Source organism: Companilactobacillus musae, assembly GCF_003967595.1.
GTDB lineage: Bacteria > Bacillota > Bacilli > Lactobacillales > Lactobacillaceae > Companilactobacillus > Companilactobacillus musae.
The window spans coordinates 615,135-637,505 of the sequence record NZ_BIFW01000001.1; the positions used below are offsets into that span (position 1 = coordinate 615,135).

23 protein-coding genes are annotated in these 22,371 nt (G+C 35.0%); 3 read left to right on the plus strand and 20 right to left on the minus strand.

All coding sequences use genetic code 11. From position 1 onward, the window contains the following. Window positions 1-189: 189 nt before the first annotated feature. The 11 genes from LAB100_RS03035 to LAB100_RS03085 form a co-directional block, all read right to left on the minus strand. Window positions 190-921, minus strand: a complete 732-nt coding sequence (locus LAB100_RS03035) for a class I SAM-dependent DNA methyltransferase (protein ID WP_119325997.1) — start codon at window positions 919-921, stop codon at window positions 190-192. Continuing rightward, entirely contained in the window at window positions 921-1,277 is a 357-nt protein-coding gene (rsfS, locus tag LAB100_RS03040; RefSeq protein ID WP_174233487.1) for a ribosome silencing factor, read from the minus strand. The genes LAB100_RS03035 and rsfS overlap by 1 nt, the downstream gene beginning before the upstream one ends. 1 nt (window position 1,278) lies before the next feature. Beyond that, window positions 1,279-1,881, minus strand: a complete 603-nt coding sequence (gene yqeK / locus LAB100_RS03045) for a bis(5'-nucleosyl)-tetraphosphatase (symmetrical) YqeK (RefSeq protein ID WP_119325996.1) — start codon at window positions 1,879-1,881, stop codon at window positions 1,279-1,281. Beyond that, window positions 1,874-2,512, minus strand: a complete 639-nt coding sequence (locus tag LAB100_RS03050) for a nicotinate-nucleotide adenylyltransferase (RefSeq protein ID WP_119325995.1) — start codon at window positions 2,510-2,512, stop codon at window positions 1,874-1,876. Before LAB100_RS03050 ends, yqeK begins: the two co-directional genes overlap by 8 nt. Window positions 2,513-2,529: 17 nt before the next feature. Next, the gene (locus LAB100_RS03055) at window positions 2,530-2,844 is read right to left on the minus strand and encodes a YhbY family RNA-binding protein (RefSeq protein ID WP_119325994.1); all 315 of its coding nucleotides are present in this window, start codon (window positions 2,842-2,844) and stop codon (window positions 2,530-2,532) included. A 10-nt stretch (window positions 2,845-2,854) separates the two neighbouring features. Beyond that, window positions 2,855-3,979 carry a ribosome biogenesis GTPase YqeH gene (gene yqeH, locus LAB100_RS03060; RefSeq protein ID WP_119325993.1) on the minus strand — a complete coding sequence of 375 codons (1,125 nt, stop codon included), beginning with the start codon at window positions 3,977-3,979 and terminating at the stop codon, window positions 2,855-2,857. Then, window positions 3,966-4,493 (minus strand): YqeG family HAD IIIA-type phosphatase, encoded by a 528-nt coding sequence (locus tag LAB100_RS03065; RefSeq protein WP_119325992.1) that lies wholly within the window; start codon window positions 4,491-4,493, stop codon window positions 3,966-3,968. Before LAB100_RS03065 ends, yqeH begins: the two co-directional genes overlap by 14 nt. 71 nt (window positions 4,494-4,564) lie before the next feature. Next, window positions 4,565-4,921, minus strand: a complete 357-nt coding sequence (gene rplT, locus LAB100_RS03070) for a 50S ribosomal protein L20 (protein WP_057892750.1) — start codon at window positions 4,919-4,921, stop codon at window positions 4,565-4,567. Window positions 4,922-4,972: 51 nt separating this feature from the next. Next, the gene (rpmI, locus tag LAB100_RS03075; protein WP_057867869.1) at window positions 4,973-5,170 is read right to left on the minus strand and encodes a 50S ribosomal protein L35; all 198 of its coding nucleotides are present in this window, start codon (window positions 5,168-5,170) and stop codon (window positions 4,973-4,975) included. Between the two features lie 13 nt (window positions 5,171-5,183). Then, on the minus strand, window positions 5,184-5,717 hold the full coding sequence (gene infC / locus LAB100_RS03080) for a translation initiation factor IF-3 (protein ID WP_119325991.1): 534 nt from the start codon (window positions 5,715-5,717) through the stop codon (window positions 5,184-5,186). 260 nt (window positions 5,718-5,977) lie between these two features. Continuing rightward, window positions 5,978-6,991, minus strand: coding sequence for an NAD-dependent epimerase/dehydratase family protein (locus LAB100_RS03085; RefSeq protein ID WP_119325990.1), 1,014 nt, complete (start codon window positions 6,989-6,991; stop codon window positions 5,978-5,980). A gap of 97 nt (window positions 6,992-7,088) precedes the next feature. On the opposite strand from LAB100_RS03085, the gene LAB100_RS03090 reads away from it, so the two are divergent. Continuing rightward, window positions 7,089-7,580, plus strand: coding sequence for a MerR family transcriptional regulator (locus LAB100_RS03090; protein WP_119325989.1), 492 nt, complete (start codon window positions 7,089-7,091; stop codon window positions 7,578-7,580). A 32-nt stretch (window positions 7,581-7,612) separates the two neighbouring features. Beyond that, on the plus strand, window positions 7,613-8,917 hold the full coding sequence (locus tag LAB100_RS03095) for a hypothetical protein (RefSeq protein WP_119325988.1): 1,305 nt from the start codon (window positions 7,613-7,615) through the stop codon (window positions 8,915-8,917). A 53-nt stretch (window positions 8,918-8,970) separates the two neighbouring features. Here LAB100_RS03095 and thrS read toward each other — a convergent pair whose 3' ends face one another. The 9 genes from thrS to LAB100_RS03140 form a co-directional block, all read right to left on the minus strand. Next, on the minus strand, window positions 8,971-10,935 hold the full coding sequence (gene thrS, locus LAB100_RS03100; RefSeq protein ID WP_119325987.1) for a threonine--tRNA ligase: 1,965 nt from the start codon (window positions 10,933-10,935) through the stop codon (window positions 8,971-8,973). 299 nt (window positions 10,936-11,234) lie between these two features. Next, window positions 11,235-12,143 carry a primosomal protein DnaI gene (gene dnaI, locus LAB100_RS03105; protein WP_119325986.1) on the minus strand — a complete coding sequence of 303 codons (909 nt, stop codon included), beginning with the start codon at window positions 12,141-12,143 and terminating at the stop codon, window positions 11,235-11,237. 2 nt (window positions 12,144-12,145) lie between these two features. Then, window positions 12,146-13,516 (minus strand): DnaD domain protein, encoded by a 1,371-nt coding sequence (locus LAB100_RS03110; protein ID WP_119325985.1) that lies wholly within the window; start codon window positions 13,514-13,516, stop codon window positions 12,146-12,148. A gap of 11 nt (window positions 13,517-13,527) precedes the next feature. Then, window positions 13,528-14,001: a transcriptional regulator NrdR gene (nrdR, locus tag LAB100_RS03115; RefSeq protein WP_119325984.1), complete on the minus strand. Its 474-nt coding sequence runs from the start codon at window positions 13,999-14,001 to the stop codon at window positions 13,528-13,530. Window positions 14,002-14,022: 21 nt separating this feature from the next. Further along, window positions 14,023-14,616: a dephospho-CoA kinase gene (coaE, locus tag LAB100_RS03120; protein ID WP_119325983.1), complete on the minus strand. Its 594-nt coding sequence runs from the start codon at window positions 14,614-14,616 to the stop codon at window positions 14,023-14,025. Then, window positions 14,613-15,440: a DNA-formamidopyrimidine glycosylase gene (gene mutM, locus LAB100_RS03125; RefSeq protein WP_119325982.1), complete on the minus strand. Its 828-nt coding sequence runs from the start codon at window positions 15,438-15,440 to the stop codon at window positions 14,613-14,615. Before mutM ends, coaE begins: the two co-directional genes overlap by 4 nt. Before the next feature lie 8 nt (window positions 15,441-15,448). Beyond that, entirely contained in the window at window positions 15,449-18,106 is a 2,658-nt protein-coding gene (gene polA, locus LAB100_RS03130) for a DNA polymerase I (RefSeq protein WP_119325981.1), read from the minus strand. 113 nt (window positions 18,107-18,219) lie between these two features. Continuing rightward, window positions 18,220-19,635: an MFS transporter gene (locus LAB100_RS03135; RefSeq protein ID WP_119325980.1), complete on the minus strand. Its 1,416-nt coding sequence runs from the start codon at window positions 19,633-19,635 to the stop codon at window positions 18,220-18,222. Between the two features lie 107 nt (window positions 19,636-19,742). Beyond that, window positions 19,743-20,942: a metal-dependent hydrolase family protein gene (locus tag LAB100_RS03140; RefSeq protein ID WP_119325979.1), complete on the minus strand. Its 1,200-nt coding sequence runs from the start codon at window positions 20,940-20,942 to the stop codon at window positions 19,743-19,745. 187 nt (window positions 20,943-21,129) lie between these two features. Between LAB100_RS03140 and LAB100_RS03145 the strand changes: the two genes are divergently transcribed. Further along, entirely contained in the window at window positions 21,130-22,320 is a 1,191-nt protein-coding gene (locus LAB100_RS03145; protein ID WP_119325978.1) for a hypothetical protein, read from the plus strand. Window positions 22,321-22,371 lie beyond the last annotated feature (51 nt).

Here is a 22,371-nt window from a genome sequence, read left to right on the forward strand (position 1 = left end):
CAACAAGAAAATGGGCTCAGTAGTGAAATTCTACTTAATTCGCGATTTTTGCGGATTTAGTAGAAGGCCGAGCTTGAAGACTGTTGGCAACGCCAAGAGGCTCCAAGTCGTGCCCACTACGTTCCAGCCCAATTTTCTTGTTGCGGAGGACGGCAAGCTTACACTTTATCCAAACTCAAGTAAAATTCTTTATTTTTCTGCTGAGAAGAACCAACGTGTTGAATCATCTTGAACAGTTGATTCTCCAAAATCGGCATTAACTTGAATATTCTTAAATCCGATATCTTGTAAGATCATCTTAAAAGTTTCAATTGGATAAGTTCTTTCTTTATGTAATTCAGTATTAACTGAATAACCTTTGATTTTTTCATTCCAATTAAAGAAAGTCAATTCATGTTCAATGCTATGAGGATATTCACCTTCAAAACTATTCCACATAAAAGCTGAATCCTCAGTTCGATGATTGAACATATATCCAGGAAATACTTCGTCCATTTGATAAAGTGAATGAGCATCAAATAAATACTTTCCACCTTCGTTCAAATGTTCAAAAGCTTGATTAAAGGCAATTCCTAACTCATCTTCATTTTTCAAGTAACAAATTGAATCGTCAAAACAAGTAATCACATCAAACTTGTCAAATTCAAAAAGATCCATCATATTACTCTGAATGAAAGAAATTTGTCGATGCGCCTTTTGTGCCTTTTCAGCCGCTATTTTTAACATTTCTTCTGATAAATCAGTTCCAGTGACTTGAAATTTATCAGCCAAAAGTATTGTCAGATCACCTGTACCACAGGCAACATCTAACAAACTTTTTGATTTATCAGTAACCTGATTTTCAACGTATTGCGCCCATTTTGCATAAAGAGAATCATCCATCAATTCACTATAAACTCGCGCAAATGAGTTATAAATCATTATTCAGTTACCAAGTCTGAAATATCAACTTCAGTTGCATTTGCCCAAAGCTTTTCAAGATTGTAAAAATCACGTTGTTCTGATGTAAAGACATGGATAATAACATCGTGAAGATCGATCAATACCCAATCAGAGTTACGATTTCCTTCAACGTGACCAATTTCAACATTATTTTCGCCAGCTTTATCCAAAACTGATTGTACGATAGCGTCTACTTGACGTTGTGATGATGCATCCATGATAACAAAGTAATCAGCCATAATACTTACTTCACTGATATTTAAAACTTTAATATCATTAGCATGTTTTTCATCAGCTGCTTTAACAGCGATTTCCATTATTTTTTTTGAGTCCAAATTATAATTCTCCTTTTTTGATCCAGTAATTGTAACTTACAAATGTTGCTGGATAGATTGCTCTATTTTTTGTTACTAAGTGTTGTACAGAATGCTTTAATTCAAATGCTACCGCCGCATCCAAAGACTTCTCTGCATATTTACGAGCTTCTTTTATTCCTGGAAAATCTCTTTGAGGTTCAATGAAATCTCCAACAAACACGCACTTATCAACCTGTGTCATCTTAGTAGCACCAACAGTATGTCTTCTAACAGCGTTTAAAACATCTTCATCATAAATACCCAATTCATCTTTAATAATTTCAGCACCAACGATTCCGTGCCAAATAGCATTATTATATTTCAATAACTCAGGGTCTAAATTCTTATTTTTAATTACATCAATAAATTCTTGATCACTGCGTTCTTTAGCATAATCATGTAACAAACCGGCCAAGCCCGCACGTTCTACATCACCATCATATTCGGCAGCCAATCCACGACAAACTTTTTCGACTCGTAAACAATGAGTGTAACGGAAATCGCTTAAAGTGTCATGCATTCTGTTCAAAATTTCATCACGATTCAAATCGCTTTTAATTCGATCATAATTAAAATCAGTCATTATAAAGTCCCCTATCCTTTATATACCAAGCGACATCATCAGGAACTAGATACTTGATCGACTGTCCCTTTTGAATTCGCTGGCGTATCATACTTGAACTAATTTCTAATTCAGGAGTATTTACCCAAAGTATAGGATATTTCGATTTTTTCTCAAAACCCTTTCGACACACACCAACAAAATGAATCATTTGAATCAATTCATCAATATGAGCCCACTTAGGCAAGTTTTCAACCATATCGCCACCAACGATGAAATAATATTCAGTATTAGGATTGAGATCCTTTAGCAATTTAATTGTTTCATACGTATAGCTTATTCCACCGCGTCTAATATCAGTCAAATCTAAATCAAAATGCATATTATCTCTAATGGCTAATTTGATCATCTCAATTCGATCGTCACTCGCAATGTCGGGCATAGTTTTTTTTACTCCACGATGAGGTGGAATTTTATCTGGTAAGAACAGAACTTTATCAAGGCATAACTGCTCATAGACCTGTTCTGCAATTACCAAATGTCCTAAATGTATTGGGTTGAAAGTTCCACCTAGAATTCCGACATGTCTTTTAGGCAAATTACTATGAAACTCTAATTTTGCTTTAGTTAATAATTGTTTTTGAGTATTCATATCTTCATCACTTAAATTTAAATATTCTCTAACTCGATTGAGTATTTACGATTTTTAATTTTAGAAGCCTTTTTATACAAGACCATCTTTGAACCAATTGTTTGAATAGGAACGATTTGTTCATCGAACTCATTCAAAGCATCAATTACATCTTGTGGTTCAACCGCTGTATTTTGCAATAATGAAATTTTGATCAATTCATTTTTTTCAATCAAAATTTCTAATTGATTCAAAAGATTTTCAGTGATACCTTCACGACCAATTTGTAGAACTGGCTTCATGGTAGCTGCCTGACTTCTCAAGTAACGGTTCTTTTTTCCTTTAATTATCATTTAATTCTCCTTAAATAATTGCATTACGGATCGAAACATGAACTCCATCAGGTACATAGGCTTTCACCTTAGAACCAGCAGGAATTGTTAACCAACCTAAACCGTAAATAACAATATCTGATTTTTCATGAGCTGAAAAAATTTGACTCTTGAATTTAGGAAATTCTCTGACATCAGTTGGTGGTGTCAAAATGTCACCTAAATGATTCTTATAAAATTCGTCAGCATTACTTGTCTTAGTTCTATGTAATGGTAATCCCTGATTAACATAGAAAGTAACGTTAGTCTTATAATCTAAGAAATCGAAACGAGCCAAACCGGCCACAAAAATCGTCTGTTCATCACGTAATTGGAATGTTGCTGGACGCAATGGCTTTTTAGGTGTAACTGTTTTTAAATCTTGAGCATTCAGAAAATGAGCTAATTGATAACGATGAATAATACCAGGTGTGTCAATTAAATAATGACCATCATCTAGAGGAATATCAATTTGATCCAAAGTAGTTCCAGGGAATCTTGAAGTCGTAATCAAATCTTTAATATCAGAATGAGAACTAATAATTCGATTGATCAAAGTTGATTTACCAGTATTAGTTGTTCCAACGACATAAACATCTTTGCCATCACGATACTTTTCAATCATATCCATCAATTCATCAACATTAGTTCCCTTAACAGCTGAAACCATAATTTGATCAACTGATTTGATACCATTTTCCTTACTCTTTTGTTGTAACCAGTTCAAAAGACGGTTTTGATTAACTGAATTTGGCAATAAATCAACCTTATTACCAACGACTAAAATCTTCTTGTCACCAACAAATCTTTGTAAACCTGGAATTACACTACCTTCGTAGTCAAAAATATCAACCACATTCACGACTAGAGCATCTTTATCAGAGATTGAATCTAATAATTTTAAGAAATCATCGTCAGAAACATCCACATCCGTAATTTCGTTGTAATTACGTAATCTAAAACATCTCTTACAAAAGAGTTCTTTATTTTCATCGCCATCATCTTCAAGATATTTCTTCAAAGTTGATGTTTGAACGTATCCTGGTTTATCTTTGTCTTCTGTTTGAATCTCAGCACCGCATCCCATGCAGTACAATTTTTCATCATTTTCTGTCATTTAATGAATCCTTCCAATATAAATTTTTATCACGCATTTGCATTGCTTTCAGAATAGGACGCTCAAAAAATCTATTGACACGAGTTTTTTTAGCATCAGTATTGACTAACGGTTTAACTAAAACTGTTTTTAATTGTGCCATATTTCCTGCCAAAACATCGGTCATAACTTGATCACCAACAAACAAAACTTGTTCAGGATCAATATTTTCTTCTCTAATATGATTCATGATCACAAATGGCAAAGGTTTAACTGCACGAGCCACAATGCTGACTGGCAAATCTCTGACGGCCTTTTCCACTCGTTCATAACTATTATTTGAAACGATCATAACTTCGATATCATTTTGGGCCATTTGATTAAGCCATTTACGTAGTGATAAATCATATTCATTACTATTCCATGGCAAAAGAGTATTATCCAAATCCGTCATGATCGTAGTAATATTGAGGTTTTTAAGTGATTCAACATCAATATCCGTGATTTTATCAAGCATAATATACGGTTTAAACATAATTTAATCCTCATCTTTGCTAAATTAGTAAAAAAACGTAATTTGGGTTTATCCAAATTACGTTTTTAAAATTAAGCTAAAGCTTTCTTAGCTGTATCTACTAAACTTGTGAATGCTTTTGGATCTTCAATAGCAATTTGAGCCAACATCTTACGGTTAATGTCAACATTAGCTAACTTCAAACCATGCATTAATTTGCTGTAACTGATTTCATTCATTCTTGCAGCAGCATTGATTCTGGCAATCCAGATCTTACGGAAGTCGCGTTTAACTTGGCGACGATCACGGAATGCATAACGGTATGAAACCATGATTTGAGTATGAGCTGCTTTAAAAGTGATATGTTTTGAACCACGATATCCTTTAGCTAATTTTAAAACCTTTTTACGACGTTTGCGAGTTACTGTTCCACCTTTTACACGTGGCATAATGACTCCTCCTTTAATTTACGAAAATAAATATTTAAGTGATTAGCTAAATTAGTATGTAGCTAACATTTGTTTGATACGTTTCATATCACTTGCGTTTACCATACCTGGCTTAGCCAATTGGCGACGTTGCTTCTTTGTCTTACCGTGGAAACGGTGACTTGTGTAAGCATGCATTCTCTTCCAACCACCATTAGCAGTTTTCTTAAATCTCTTTGCTGATGCGCGGTGTGTCTTTTGTTTAGGCATGAAAATCCCTCCACTATTTCTTCTTTTTGTTATCTTTGGCGTTAATTGGATCAAGCATTAAAAACATACTACGACCGTCCATCTTAGGTCTAGTTGTTACCGTAGCAACATCCTTAGTCTGTTCAGCAACACGGTCTAAGACTTCCTTACCTATCTCTTTATGAGTAATCGCTCTACCCTTAAAGCGAAGAGAAACTTTGACCTTATCACCTTTAGCTAAGAACTTACGAGCGTTATTAAGTTTTGTATTGAAATCATTTGCTTCAATAGTTGGACTTAAACGCACTTCTTTAAGACTAACAGTTTTTTGTTTTTTACGTGCTTCACGATCTTTCTTTTGAAGATCAAACTTATATTTACCATAATCCATAATTCTGGCAACAGGTGGTTTAGCACCTGGTGACATTAGAACTAGGTCCATATTAGCTGCTTCGGCTAATCTTTTAGCTTCTGCGGTTGGCTTAACACCAACTTGATCCCCATTTTCAGCGATCAATCTAACTTCTTTCGCACGTATTTGATCATTTAATAATAATTCTCTTGCTATGAGTAGTCACCTCCGGAGTAATTTGGCCCACAAAAAAAGCAGGCTGCACAAGCATGCCCACTATATTATCTACGTAATCGTATTAACCTAGAGGCGAATGCATAGGTGAGAAGCGGGCGCTTCTGCTTAATCTCAACAGTTATAAACTATAACAATATTTTCTTTATCTGTCAATATAACTTGACGTTTTTTGTTATAGGAATGTTAAAAACAATATAAATAACTTAACACATTTCATTACTTTAAACAATTATTAATCCTTAAACCAACTCATATTTAATTAAACTATCTATCGCTGACATCACTGCTTGTTGATTATTGGCTATTGGTTGCCATTCAAGAACTTTTTTTGCGTGCTGATTGCTGACATTACGATTCATTTTAATCATTAATTTACCTTCTTTGGCCTTGGAATTAAATAATGATGCCATAGTTATTAACCAATTAGGCAACAAGCCTCGAGCTATTCTTTGATTCAAATCTGGATAATTTTCTTTTATCAACTTGGCAATTTGCTGCATTGATATTTGACCATCAGCACTAGCAATGAACCTTTGCATACTTGCAGATTTAACTTCCATTGCTCTAATCTCAATATCTACAACATCCCTGACATCAACAACATTCAATGGTAAATTTGGCATTTTCTTACCATTCAGTATTTCTTTTAATAAATCAAAGCTACCAGAAACATGCGCATCTAATGAGGGTCCAAAAATAGCTACTGGATTAATGGTCACAAATTCCAAATCGACATCAGAACTATTTATATATTTCCAGGCAGCCTCTTCAGCTAATAACTTTGATTTTTCATAAACTGACAGTCCGTTTTCATTTTTATCAGTCCAATCATTTTCCGTTGTTAGTCCGTCTTTTTTACTAAAACCAACTGCACCAAAGTTCGAGGTCATTATCACGCGTTTAACTTTACTTGCGTTAGCAAACTTTAAAATTCTTAAAATTCCATCTAAAGCAGGTTTAATTGCCTGCGACTCATCATTAACCTTTTCAAAAAAAACTGGCGATGCAACACTAAAAACAACCTCACGGTCATTCATAGCCTGATACCAATTAGTATCTTGAGAAAGATCAGCCTCAATAAAAGAAAGATGTTTTAAATTCTTAACATTATATGTTATTAATACTTTTTTGATCCTATCAATTCCACTCATTTTTCTAATTGTTGTTCTGACATCGTAACCATCATTTAACAATTGTAAAATCAACCTTAATCCTAAAAAGCCTGTTCCGCCTGTAACTAAAACTTTTTTCATAACTATATTCCTCACACTTGCACTTAATTTATTAATTGATTATCATCACTTTAAACCCTAAACCATAGTTCATAGCAATAACAAAAGAGGAATTTTTATGAAAAAAACTTATTCTATCAAGGAAGTTGCCACCTATTTCAATTTACCAATTTCTACCATTCGTTATTATGACAAAAAAGGACTATTACCATTTGTTTCTAAAAATACTTCCGGTTATCGAATTTTTTCAAAATCAGATTTTGGATTTATCAAAACAATTTGTTGTTTAAAAAATACTGATATGCCTATCAAGGACATCAAAACTTATATTGACCTATGTATGCGGGGTATTTCAACAATTGACCAACGCAAAAAAATGTTGAATCAACATAAAGAAAATGTTTTAAAAAAACAGCGGATTCTTGAAAGAAACCTTTTTGAAATCGAAACTAAAATTAACCGATATAGCTCAGATGATTCTGTTGAAATAATAAAAAAGCAAATTGATTTTGTTCAAGATGAAAAAGAACAGTTACACTTAAAAAATCCTTTTATATTAGGAAGAAAAGCATTTTTTTGGACAAATAATCTAAAACGCTCTTTAATTTAATTAAGATGTTTAAACATTAAGGAGTGATATCAATGGTAGAAGTAAATAACCCTCAAGAATTCGTTCAAGCCCTTGCTGCACAAGAAGAAAATATCTATATATCTCGAAGTATGATGCTAACACATTCGATAACGCTACCTAGTAATACCGCGATTTTGGGTAAACCTCAAGAGGATGCATCCTTACCTATTCTAATGTTTCAAGATAGCGATGGTATTGGTTTGACTGCTAATAATCGACTTGAAAATTTAATCATTCATGTTCCCACAAACCACCGTTCCATCTTCAATACTAATTACATAGAAGATCTTGGTGCTTTTAATTTTGAAAATCTAGAATTAACCGGTCAATTCTCGTTTCTTTCTAAATCTAAGTTAGATAATACCTTTTTAAATTTCAAGAATGTTCATATTCTATCTGCCGATACAAGAAGTTACCTAGAACAACCACAGAAATATGGTGTCAATGTTCTTCAAGGAGCCTTAACTATTTATAATTTGAATCCTGATCCTAATAGTTTAATAACTGTCAGTGCTAAGAAAATTTCCATTGGACTCAAAAATGCACCTGTTATTGGTTCAGGAATCTTCATTGCTGGAGCTGGCGATAAAGGAGGTCGGGTTGAAATAGATGATTTAGATACCAATGACGTTTATTCCACTGGTAAAATTCCAATGGGCGTTGCGGATATTATTACCGGAGCGGTCTTTATTGTCAACGGTGCTCATGCTAAAAAAGTAATCCAAAATGGTGAAACAACAACTTATGGTGTTAACGATATGGTTCTTGATGCTTGGGGTGCTGTTGATGATTGGAACGTTTATGGACCGATAACTTCTTATGGACCATCCGGCATTGGTTTCGTTAACTTTGGAATTGTTAAATCATTCAACGCTCAGGCCCCTATTGAAACGTTTGGACTTGGTGCTCGTGGCTACAATCAATATGATGGAACTTTAGAAGAAGGACACTTTTCATCAATTATGACCTTTGGCGATGGCTCAATTGGTGTTCAAATTTCTAAAAAAGTCGGTCACTTAGTTTTCGATGGCGGAATCGTAACTCACGGTGAGGTTGGAAACTCATTGGTAAAAGGCATTATTGTTGAATTACCAGCTTATGCTTTGAGTATTAAAACTGGTGGTTTAGTTGCCAAAATCGAAGTCAACGGCAATATTCAGACTAAGGGTAATTCCGTAGCCAGCTATAACGTTGAAACCGGCGGAATTGTCAATAATATGACTGTGACTGGAAAAATATTGGCTAGTGGTAAAGGTTCCATTCCCCTTCAAATCCAAGATGGTGGAAAAACACCGCTTAACTTCTCGACCAAATAAAAAAAGTTCTTATAGTTGGCGTCTGACCAATTATAAGAACTTTTATATTTTTACTAGTTATTAGCTTTATCAGTAACATCTTTACGACTAAAGTTAGCGATATCAGCAACAACTGAACTTACAAACATCTTAGCATTTTCAGCTGCGGAATCATCTTCACCATATTTTCTTACTGATACAGTAGCATTCTTAGCTTCTTCATCACCGATAACAACTGTGTATGGAACCTTCATTGTTTGAGCGTCACGAATCTTGTAACCCATCTTCTCATCGCGGTCATCAATTTCAGCACGAATATTCTTAGCACGTAATTCTGAAAGAACGTGGTTAGCATATTCTGTATGAAGTTTTTGGTTAACAGGAATGATACGAACTTGTGTAGGAGCCAACCATGTTGGGAATGCACCCTTGTAAATTTCAATTAGGTAAGCAATAAATCTTTCCATTGTTGAAACAATCCCACGGTGAATCATAACAGGTCTGTGATCTTTACCATCAGCACCAACATATGTTAGTTGGAACTTCTCTGGTTGCATGAAGTCTAATTGGATAGTTGATAATGTTTCTTCGTTACCAAGAGCTGTCTTTGTTTGAACATCAAGCTTTGGACCATAGAAAGCAGCTTCACCTTCAGCTTCATAGTACTTCAAGCCAAGATCATCCATAGCGGCTTTAAGCATTGATTGTGATCTGTTCCACATTTCATCATCATCAAAGTACTTCTCTGTATTAGCAGGATCACGATAACTTAGACGGAATGTATAATCATTGATATCAAAGTCTTTATAAACTTCAACCATCAATTGTAGTGTACGTTTGAATTCTTCTTGAATTTGATCAAGAGCAACGAATGTGTGACCATCATTTAGAGTCATTTCACGAACACGTTGTAGACCTGACAATGCACCTGATTTTTCATATCTGTGCATCATACCAAGTTCAGCGATACGCAATGGAAGATCTCTGTATGAACGATTGTGGTGGTTATAAATTTGAATATGTGAAGGACAGTTCATAGGACGAAGTTCAAGCATTTCGCCATCACCCATGTCCATTGGTGGGAACATGTCTTCACGATAATGTGCCCAGTGACCTGAAGTCTTATAAGCATTTAAGTTCATAAGAATTGGTGTATAAACGTGTTGGTAACCCCAAGCAACTTCCTTGTCAATAATGTATCTTTCAATGACACGACGGATAGTAGCACCATTTGGCATCCAGTATGGAAGACCAGCTCCAACTTCTGGATCAACGAAGAACAAGTCAAGATCACGGCCAATAGTTCTGTGGTCACGTTCTTTGATTTCTGCACGACGTTTAAGATCAGCTTTTAGGCCATCTTCCTTATAGAAGGCAGTACCATAAATTCTTTGAAGCATTGGGTTACTTGATTTACCTTGCCAATAAGCACCAGCAACTGAAAGTAATTCGAAATGTTTCAAAGCTTTAAGGTTTGTAAGAACAGCATCATAACCAAAGTCAACAAAACCATCCAAAGTATAAACAGGAATTTGAACTGATTCGATAGCAGCAACTAATGATGACTTGTAAGGATCATCCTTGAACATTGCTTCAAGATCTTTCTTGTCCATCATTGATCTTTCGATCTTGTCATTGTTTTTGATGATTTTATTCATCATAGCAGTGATTTCTTTCAATTCATCAACACTGATTTGACCTGACTTGCTATCAGTATCAACATAGAAGCCATCATCATTGGCTTGTTTTTCACCAAAATGAAGATCTTCTTTAAAATTCTTAGCAGCAGCTGCAAATACCAATGCGGCAGTATTTCTTAGTACCTTTTGAGCATCTTCTTTATCTTCAGCTGAGATAATTTCAATCTTAGCATCTTGTTTAATTGGACGTTCAAGATCAACTAAAGTGTCGTTTAGTTTACCAGCAACAGCTTTTTTACCTAGTGATGTACTAATTGATTTAGCAACGTCTAGTGTAGTTGTGCCTTCGTCAAACTCCTTAACTGAATCATCTGGGAATGTTAACTTGATTTTTGACATAGACTATTTCCTCCTAAAATTTGATAACAAAAAAATACGTCCCTGAAGTATATCCATATCTTTTGATATGTGCATACTTCAGGGACGTATTTTCTACGCGGTTCCACCCACTTTAAAACTGTACAACAAATAACAGTTTTCTCTCATTTGGTTATAAAGTAACCGACCATTATACAGTTTTATGTGAAAGTGGTAACTCCAGTAATGGGTAAGCTTTCAGTAATCGTACCCTCCCTGAATAGAACCGAAGTGTTATCTTTCATGGCTTTATTGAAACATTAATTTTTCGAGAATGCAAGTTATTTTTCAAATCTTCTATTGGGACCACTGACAATAACCTCGCGAGAAAGGTACTTAACTCGCTCCATGATCCGCTTAGCTTTAACGGGTTCTTCTTCGCCTCTTTGATTGATGGCAAGGTGTTTTTCCAATTCTTTCATTGAAAAATTGGAAGAGAAAAAGGTTGGCAAGTTTTCCTGCATTCGATATTGCAAAATAACTCCCAAAACTTCATCTCTGATCCAACTTGACATCGAATCAGCTCCAATATCATCCAACATCAAAATCTCTGCACCTTTGATTTTATTAACTTTTGCCAAAACACTATTTGAACCAATAGAATTTTTCATTTCGACCGCAAAAGTCGGAAAGTGCATCATCGTCGTATGCACATCATGTTTAAATAATTCATTAGCAATTGCTCCAAGCAAGTATGTCTTACCTACCCCAAAATCTCCGGCCAAATATAAACCAGGTACGAATCCCTTTTGATTCAAATAATTGTCAATAAAATCCAGAGCCTTACTCAAGGCCTCTTGACGTCCCTGTCCGCTATAATCATCTAATTTTGCCTGTCTTATGTCTGATGGCATATCCATCAACACAAAACCAGTTTCATATTGTGAACGTTTTTCTCGATTTTGAGTTCTCTCATTAGGATAATAAGCAACTTCAATATTATGATTATTAACAATCAACTTAGGGTAATAACCTCGTGACAATTCACTGGCATGGTTTTTGTTATTATAAAATTCATAAATACTAGCAGCACTGGTAGAGATAGCATTAGGATTTATTGAATCGCTGTTGTCCTTCAAAAACTTCTGTACATCGGGATCTTTCAAGGCACCATTAAGTAGACGGCGATAATCCTCCGTCAAATTCTTTGAATTTAAATATTCTGCCAGTCTGTTTCCTAAATTTTCCATGCTTAATTATCCTTATTTCTTAATCGTTTTAGTCGATCCTGCAATTCATTGCGACCGTCTTTAGAACCTTGCTGGTTTGGAACTTTTGCTTTCACTTTAGTCCAATCAGTTGCCTGTTCAACTTTACGATTTTTATTGTTGTTATAACGGCGTTTGGGATTACGCGGTTTATTTTGAAAGTCGTTGATTCTTTGCAAAGCTTGCTCAGGAGTTTGAACATCATTTTGCTGCCAATCATTTGCCATAGTTTCCATCAATGGCAATGTTAAAGTTGGTGAATTTTGTAAAATATAGTACACCATAATATTCAAAACCGAAGCAGGCAAGTATGACTTCATTGCCATATCACGCAAAGCCCTTGACTCAACAGTCCCTGTAAAGCCGCCACTCTTTTGTTTTTGTGCAGCCAGAAAATCGGCCGGGGTCATTGATTTAGCCTGTTTCAAAATCAATTGATCTGAACGATTCATATTTGTCGTTGGCGTTTCATCCGTTTGCGTTATAGATGCTTGTTGTTTAACCGAAATGTTAGCATTTTTTTCAAATCGGTCTTGAACAGATTTTTTCAGACGATCAGGGTCAATTTTATTATTAACGATATCGCAAGTTTTACCAATCAAATCAATCAGAGTTATTTCATCCAGACCGTAAAAAGCGTGTAAATTCAAAATTAATTCTTGATTCTCCAAAAGATTGTCTGGATGAATCTTAAATAACTGCTGTATCCGATCAGAAATCAACTCCCAATCTAGTTGGGGAACTTCTTGCTCACTTAAAGCTGGTTTCTTAGGGGTAGATGAACTGGTGAAATTACCTTGAGCATTTTTTACTTCTGTCGGTGTATTAATCAAATCACTATTACTTAACTGAAAGACCTCTAAGAAATCCTTTGTAACTTCCTGTGAATCTTTCAAAATCAAATCTGAATGAGCATATTTATCAGCCAATAAACGATATTTACTCTCGCCCACTTGCTCATACAAAAAGATACTCATCAAATCATCCTTAAAGAAATCATCTGGTAATAAGGGTTCAAATAGCTGATATACATAGTAGGGGCCAAGATCATCTTTTTTTTCAAAAGTTCTAATCAAACCTAAAGCTTCAGCCTTAATTCGGGCTTCATAAAAACGTTTTAAATCAATTCCTAAAAGGCTCATCAATTCAGCGTGGCTCTTGCGTTGAGTAACTAACTGCTTATTCGGTAACTTCTCCCATAATAAAAGATACAAACTAAATGACTCAGTACCCAAAATGGGTAAATACAAATCGGTTAGAACATGACGATCATCATCATTGAGATGACCACTTGGCAAACACCAATAGCCTACTAAGGGTGTAAACTTTTCTGATCCAAAATTACTTGTAGACACTGGCCCACCTCTTATTTTTTGTCAATTTTCTTGCCGTTCGCCATCATCTCTTGAACTTCTTGCATGAAACTATTCATGTCCTTAAATTCTCGGTAGACACTGGCAAAACGAATATACGTAACATCATCAACTTTAGCTAAAATCTTCATGACATGTTCACCAATGATCTGTGAACGAACTTCACTCTCACCAGTTGCCCTGATTTCATTTTCAACTTTATCAACGATATCATTCATTTGGTCCATAGTAACAGGACGCTTTTCAGCCGCACGTACAATACCACGCAATAGCTTCTCACGACTGAATTCTTCACGATTACCGTTCTTTTTAACTACTAAGAGCGGTGACTTTTCTAATCTTTCAAATGTCGTAAATCTAGTACCGCAGTATTCACACTCACGACGTCTTCTAATAGCACGTCCTTCATCACTGGGACGACTGTCAATAACTTTGGATGAATCATGATGACAATGTGGACAAATCAAGATTCCAACCTCTTTTCTAAATTAAAGTTGCACGATCAATCGATCGAATTCATCAGCCAAATGCGTCAAATCACCTGAATTATCAATTACAAAATCTGCTCTTGAGCGTTTCTCGTCCATTGACATCTGAGAATTAATGCGATTCATTGCAACCTCTTTTGTTAAATTGTTACGTTTCATTAAACGGTACAACTGCACTTCAGGTTCAACATAAACTGTAATCACGCCGTCAAAATATTGCTGATAATTCCCCTCAAACAATAATGGAATTTCAAAAATTGAGATTTCCTTGTCTGAGGACTTTTTAGTTTCATTTATAATTTTTAATATTTGTTCTTTAATAATTGGTCGAGTGATCTTGTTTAATGCCTGTAATTTTTTAGCATCCCCAAAAACTATTGAGCCTAGTTTTGAACGATTCAAAGTTCCGTCTTCTAAAACTACTTCTGAACCAAATTGTTCAATTATTCTTTGTAGACCAATTGTTCCTGGTTCAACTATTTGACGGGCCACTTGATCAGCATCATAAACCTTACAGCCAAACGTTTTAAAAAAATCCAAAATAGTTGATTTACCAGCAGCAATTCCACCAGTTAAACCATAAATTTTACTCATTTCACAACTTGACACTTTGGACAAAAATGCGTTCCACGACCACCAACTTTGATTTTTTCAATCTCAGTTCCGCATCTCGGACAAGGTGTCCCCTCTTTTCCATAGACTTTTAAACTGTTCTGCATATTCCCCTTGTGTCCAGTAGCATCAATGTAAGAACGAACTGTTGAGCCACCAGCTTCAATAGCAGTTTTCATTTCCTGATTAGAGGTTTCAATAATATTTTGAATATCTTCATCACTTAGATGGTTAGCCGGAGTTTCTGGATGAATTTTAACTTTCCAAAGCACTTCATCGACATAGATATTACCTAGACCACTCATCACTGATTGGTCTAATAAAACCGTTTTGATATCTTTATGATGACGCATTATCCTTGGTTTCAAGTTTGTAAAAGTAAATGCAGCTGACAATGGTTCTGGACCAAGTTTTTTGATCGACTTATTCTCTTCCAATTGGTCAGTATTCCATAGCTGCATTCGACCAAATTTACGAACATCGTTATAAATCATCTTTTTACCATTATCTAATGTAAAAATAGCGTGAGAATGTTTATCAATTGCACTTGGGTCAGCCGAAATACGATAACGACCTTCCATTCGCAAATGACTAATAATTGTATAACCATTATCCAAATGAATCAACAAAAACTTTGCTCGACGACCAATATCAGTAATAGTAGCTCCGGTTGTAAACTCAATAAATTGATTTACGTCGCCTGTAATCAAATCAGGATAACGAATCTCAACGTTCATTATTTTGTGTCCCTTAACTTGGGCTATTAACCCTCGTCTAACTGTTTCTACTTCTGGCATCTCTGGCATATTATCACCTATTTTGCTTCATACCAAGTCTTACCATGAGCTGTTTCAACCTTCAAAGGAACATCTAGTTTAACAGCTGAATCCATAACACTCGGTACTAATTTTTCTAGAGTTTCAATCTCTGATTTAGGAGCCTCAAATATCATTTCATCATGTACTTGTAAAAGTAAATTGGTCTGAAGATTTTCCTTAACTAACATCTTCTGCATATTGATCATTGCCACTTTAATAATGTCGGCAGCGCTACCTTGAATAGGAGTATTCATTGCTGTACGTTTAGCAAAGTTGCGAACATTAAAATTACTAGAATGGATATCTGGCAAATAGCGGCGACGATGCATTATCGTTTCAACATAACCATTCTCACGCGCATATTTGACAATATCATCCATATACTTTTTAACACCTGGGTACTGTTCAAAGTATGAATCAATAAAAGCTGCCGCTTGTTTACGACTAATACCAATATTTTGTGACAAGCCATAATCACTAATACCGTAAACTATTCCAAAATTAGTTGCTTTAGCTTGACGTCGCATGTTAGGAGTTACTTCATCAGTACTATTCAAACCAAAAATTCTCATTGCTGTATGAGCATGGATATCATAGTCTTCATTAAAGGCCTCTTGCATATGTTCATCCCCAGAGATGTGGGCTAATACACGCAATTCCACTTGTGAATAATCAGCTGAGAAAATCTCCCAATCTTCATGTTGTGGTACAAAAGCCTTTCTAATTTGTTTACCTTCATCAATTCTAATTGGAATGTTTTGTAAATTAGGCTCAATTGATGATAAACGTCCTGTTTGGGTCAAAGTTTGCAAATAAATAGTGTGAATCTTGTTATCTGGTTGTACAAATTTTTGAAGACCAACTACATAAGTTGATTGAATCTTAGAAATTTGACGATAATCTAAAACCATTTGAACAACTGGTGATTTATCTTTTAATTTTTCCAAAACATCGACTGAAGTTGAATATCCTGTCTTAGTCTTTTTAACAACTGGCAATTTCAAATCTTCAAATAATACTACTCCCAATTGTTTAGGGGAATTAATATTAAATTCCTTACCTGCTTCTTGATAAATCTTTTGTTCAATCTCTGCTAAACGTGTGGCAAAAGTATTTTCCATTTCCTTTAACTTCGACACTTCAACTGTGATACCCTTGATTTCCATTTCAGCCAAAACATTAGACAATGGTAATTCAATTTCATCATAAAGACTATCTTGATCATTATCTTTTAATTCTGACATCATCTTTTCTTTTAATTCAAAAATCACTTGGGCCTTTTGAGCTAAGAAATTCAGTAAAAGTTTATTGTCTTCTGGAACAGCTTTTTTGACCCCTTTACCATAAAACTCCTCTTCAGTAGGTAAGTTAACATTATAATTCTTTGCAACTAAACCAATATCTTGCTTATTATCATTAGTATCAAGCAAATATGCTACCAACAACATGTCAAAACTGATACCGGAAATTTTACAGCCATAACGATGTAATAAAGCAATCGTTCGTTTATTATCAAAAAGATACTTCTCTTTGGTATCATCAGCCAGCCAATTTTTCAACTGATCATTCTCTAGAATTGAAATATCATCGGTACCGAAAAACTCTTTGCCATCAGAAATCAAAAGTCCAATAATCGGTGCTGTATGATAATTCTCGCCAAAACCTTCAACTATTAAAGTATGAGCTTTATCACTAGCATTGATTTTCTCAATTGCTGCTTCATCTAAAGTATGAACTTCAATATCAGCCAAGTCTTCAGCAGTATTTTCTTGAGGGACATCCATTCGATTCAAAAAGGTTTTAAAATCCATTTTTTGATAAAATTGCATCAACTCTTCTTGATTGTCACCATGATATTCAAGATCACCCAGACTAACCTCTACTGGAGCATCAAGATCAATTGTTGCTAGTTTTTTACTCAAAATAGCCTTATCTTTGTCGTTGATCAAATGTTCTTTTAACTTGCTTTTCTTCATTTCATCAACATGATCATAAATACCTTCAACACTGCCATACTGATTAATCAATTTAATAGCAGTCTTTTCGCCGACCTTTTCAACTCCAGGATAATGATCTGAATTATCACCCATTAATCCCTTCATATCAATAATCTGCTTAGGTGTAATGCCCAATTTTTCTTGCACATGTTCTGGAGTGTAGCTTTCTGTTTCAGTAACGCCTTTAACATTAACCTTTACAGTGACCTTATCTGTTACCAATTGCGTCAAATCTCGATCACCGGTAATAATGGTAACGTCCATGCCTTCTTTTTCGGCTTTCTGTGACATAGTTCCGATAATATCGTCGGCCTCATAATCTGGCAACTCATATGTTTTAATACCACGATCATTCAACAATTCTTGGATCAAAGGCAATTGCTCCATTAACTCCTGAGGAGTCTTAGCACGTGTACCTTTATAATCATCAAACATCTTAGTTCTAAAAGTTGTCTTACCAGCATCAAAAGCAACCAAAGCATGCGTTGGCGCCTCATCCTTTAAAATGATTTCCAACATATTATTGAAGGCGTATAAGGCGTTTGTATGGATACCATCGCCATTCACAAATTTATCTAGAACGTTATGCATCGCAAAAAATGCTCGAAACGAAACACTATTTCCATCTATTAAAAGTAACTTTTTATTTTTTGACATATATTCTCCAATAAAACCGAATTAACTAATCTTATTTTAACAAATCACAGCTCTTTGTAACAGTTTCACAAAGACTAAAAAAGCCTAGATTCCAGTGGAATCAAGACTTCTCACTAATTATTCTTCTTTTCATATCTAAAATAGACATAAATTACAGAGATAAGTACTAATAATGATAAAACAGTCAAAAGAGCAAAGTCAATTTTTGTACCTGCAATAGTATTCAAAACTTCATTCCTAGATCCTGTTAAGGCAACGGCCGAAATAACCACTGACAAGATATTGGTTCCTAATGAGCCCGCATATTGTTGCATCATACTGAAAAGCGAATTTTGATCAGACTTGCTAGATCCTGTAACCTGCATACTCCCGTCTGACAATGACGCTCCGAAACCAAAATTAAAACCGATTCTGATTATTAAATATATCAAAGTAATACTCATCAAAGTCAAACTTTCACTTTTAATCCAAAAAGCGGCCGATCCTAAAGTAATTAAAATCCCACTAGTAATCAGGGGAATCGCCGCACCTCTTTTATCGTAAAGATAACCTGCAATTGGTCCTACGATTGCTCCCAAAAGCGAACCCGGCAAAAGCATTAATCCGGCTTGTGCTGAATTCATTTTCAAAACTGTCTGCGCAAAAATCGGTAAAACAAACGACAATCCAATGTTAATAAATTGCAAACTAAAATAGCTAAATAATCTTAATCGTAAAACCGGTTTTTTTAAAATCGAAAAATCAATCAATTGTCGTTGACTCTTACGGTTATACCACACAAAAATCCCAAATATCACTAATGAAACAATGATCCATAATAAAAACTGTGCTGACGTCCAACCGTATCGACCGGCCTGATCAAAAGTAAAAAGAATCACTGAAAAAATCACAGCTAATCCAATAACACTACCATAGTCAAAGGAAATCCCTTTAGTTCCGCGTGCTTTACCGTGAATTGAAAATACTCCAATTACAAATAATAAAATTATCAATGGCAAAACGCCTACAAAAATTTCTCTCCAAGTCCAAATACCATTAATAATGCCACCATACGTAGGTCCTAAAGCTGGAGCTAAAGAAATAACTATTCCCGCTAACCCTGTATAAAGTCCCAATTTAGATGATGGTATTTCCTCAAATATTAAACTAAACATCAGAGGCGTCGACAACCCGGTAGCAATTGCCTGCAATAATCGTCCTGCCATTAAAATCGGAAAATTCGGCGCTACTAAACAAATCATTGACCCAATAAAACAACAAGCAACCGCAAAGATAAAAATTTTTAACGGATCAAATTTCTTTAAAATATATGCCGTAGTGCTCATTACAATCGTCGTTAATAACAAATAACCAGTCGTTAGCCATTGAACTGTCCCTAAACTAACTTGCAAATCTTTCACTAAAGTTGGAAAGGTAACATTCATTGACGTTTCAATTAAAATACCAGTAAACGATAGTAATCCTACTGCTAATATTGATAGTTTAACGCGTAGTGATACTGTTTCTTCCACGTTTTTACCTCTTTTCATAAAAAAAGGCCATGACAATTTGCTCTGTCATAGCCCAACTCTTTATTTTTACTTTACTATTATTTAAAATTTTTTGCTAGAATTTTTTATAAAATTATTTAATTCCCTTATTTAACCAATTGACCTTTTTTATAAACTTGCTTATCAATTTGTTGAACGGCTTTAACATCGGCCAAAGGATCATCATCAAGTACCAAAAAGTCAGCTATCTTTCCTTCCTTAAGTGAGCCGTACTTATCATCGATACCCAAAAGATGTGAACTATTCTTAGTTGCTGACAAAAGAACCTCAGCATTACTAGCACCTACATCAGTCAATAGTTCTAATTCCTTAGGAATGTCTGCAAAACGATTGAATGGTGTCCCCGCATCAGTTCCAAAGGAAATTTTAACACCTGCTTTAGTAGCTGCTTCCATGCGCTTATAAAATATCTTTAAGAATCCTTTTGCTTTGGTAATCATATAATCAGGTAAATCACCATCCTTAGCAGTTGCTATCGCATAAGAGGCGATGATAGTTGGTGTAATATAAATATTTTTGTCATTCAAAAGGGCAATATCTTCATCGGTGATCATACAACCATGCTCAATTGAATCCACTCCAGCCACAATAGCACTATGAATTCCTGCAGCTCCTTCAGCATGAGCAGCAATTGTCATATGCTTTGTATGTGCTTCAGCAACCGCCACGCTCAACTCTTCTGGCGATAATTCCACATCATCAATTTGATCGGTTGCTGACATAACACCACCAGTTGCCATAACTTTAATATTCTTGGCACCTAATTTGAACTCTTTACGAATTGCATGACGCATTTCATCTGGAGAATCGACAATATTTCCCCAAGTTGTTTCTCCATCAAGACCTTCGGTAAAATCAGCATGTCCACCAGTTATACACATTGGACGACCTGAAGGAACAATTTCGGTTCCTCCCAACTGTCCTTCTTCTTGAAGACGACGCAATTTGATATCTACATCAAAGGCACAACCGCAATCTCTTACATATGTTACACCTGCTTTTAAAGCCTCTTTTAGATTATTTAAGGCCGTGAAAGTTACTTCAGCTTCTGAAAGATATTCTAGTTTATTAGTAATTGGGTTCATCATTAGATGAACATGAGAATTAATAAGTCCTGGCATAACGTATTTTTTCTTCAAGTCAACAACATTTTCAACATCTGGGGCATCCTTAAAACCTAATTTAATAATCTCACCTGACTTGCTATCAACAATAAACCAGGCATCTTTTTGTATTTCAGGTTTATCACCATCGAATAAACTAAAGTTCTTATATAAAGTTTGCATAATAAACTTGCCTCCTAAACCATTTTGACCTGAGTTTAAGTGATATTATTTTAATTTTCAAAATATAAGAATTATTTTAATTAAAAATATACTTTTCGTATTATTAAAAGTATATTAATTGCTTAGCTCCTAAAAATAGAATAAATTCTGCTTTAAGAATTGAATAAATTTTTAGGAGGTCGATATTATGACCTATTTATTTTCTTTCACCATCGTAATGATTTTTATGTTAATTGGTGAATGGGCATCCGCCGCCACCAAGGCCTATGTTCCTTCGATTTTCATCACCGCCGTGCTCTTTGCCATCGGTTTCTGGACAATTCTTCCTAAAAATATTGTTAATCAAGCTTCGTATACTCCACAATTTGTTGGTGTTGCGATGTCGTTGTTATTAGTTCAAATGGGAAGTCTAATGAATCTCAAGGAATTATTTAATCAATGGAAAGCTGTTTGTATAGCACTATTAGGTGTCTGTGGTACTCTATTGTTCACTTTAGTTATTGGATCATTTTTCTTTGATTGGAAAACTGTCGTTGCTGCAGTCCCTCCTTTAACTGGAGGAATCGTCGCCGCATTATTAATGACTAATGGTTTAAAAGCTGCTGGTATTACTACTCTAGTTGCCTTGCCAGTTTCAATGTTTATCATGCATTCAATGATCGGATATCCCCTTACTGCCGTTTTACTTAGAAAAGAAGGCAAACGTCTTTCTGGAATCTATCAGGCACAAAAGAATGATCCTAATTCTGAAGCTTCTAAAATGGTTCGCCAACACAAAAATTCTGAAGAACAAGAAAAACCTGTTCTTAATTTGTCAGCACAATTTCAAACGCCAGTCTTTATTATTACTCGAGTTGCCATTGTAGCTTTATTGGCTAATTGGGTCGGAGCATTGCTCCATGGAGTTATTAACGCTAACGTTATCTGTTTGGTCTTTGGAGTTATCGCCCATCAAATTGGCTTTATTGAGACCAATGCTTTAGATAAGGCTAAAATTTTTAACTGGTTGATGTATGGTTTACTTGCCTATATCTTCGAACAATTGAGTTTGACTACACCTAAGGTTATCGGTGGAATTATCATTCAGATCATCGTCTTGATTCTCTTAGGAATTCTAGGTATGTTCATTGCTTCATTCTTACTTGCTAAACCTTTTGGATTAAGTCGTGAAATGGCATTTGCATGTTCACTAACAGCACTATTTGGATTTCCAGCTGATTTTATTTTAACCACTGAGGTTTGCCATACAGTTGCTCATAGTGAAGACGAAGAAGCTTATCTAACAGAAAATATTCTACCCAAGATGTTAGTTGGTGGCTTTGCTACCGTTTCAGTTGCTTCAGTTATTATTGCTTCAGTCTTTCTCAAATTACTTTAAGATACTAAAAACAAAAAAAGGTATTCCATTAGAAACACATTACGTGTGAAT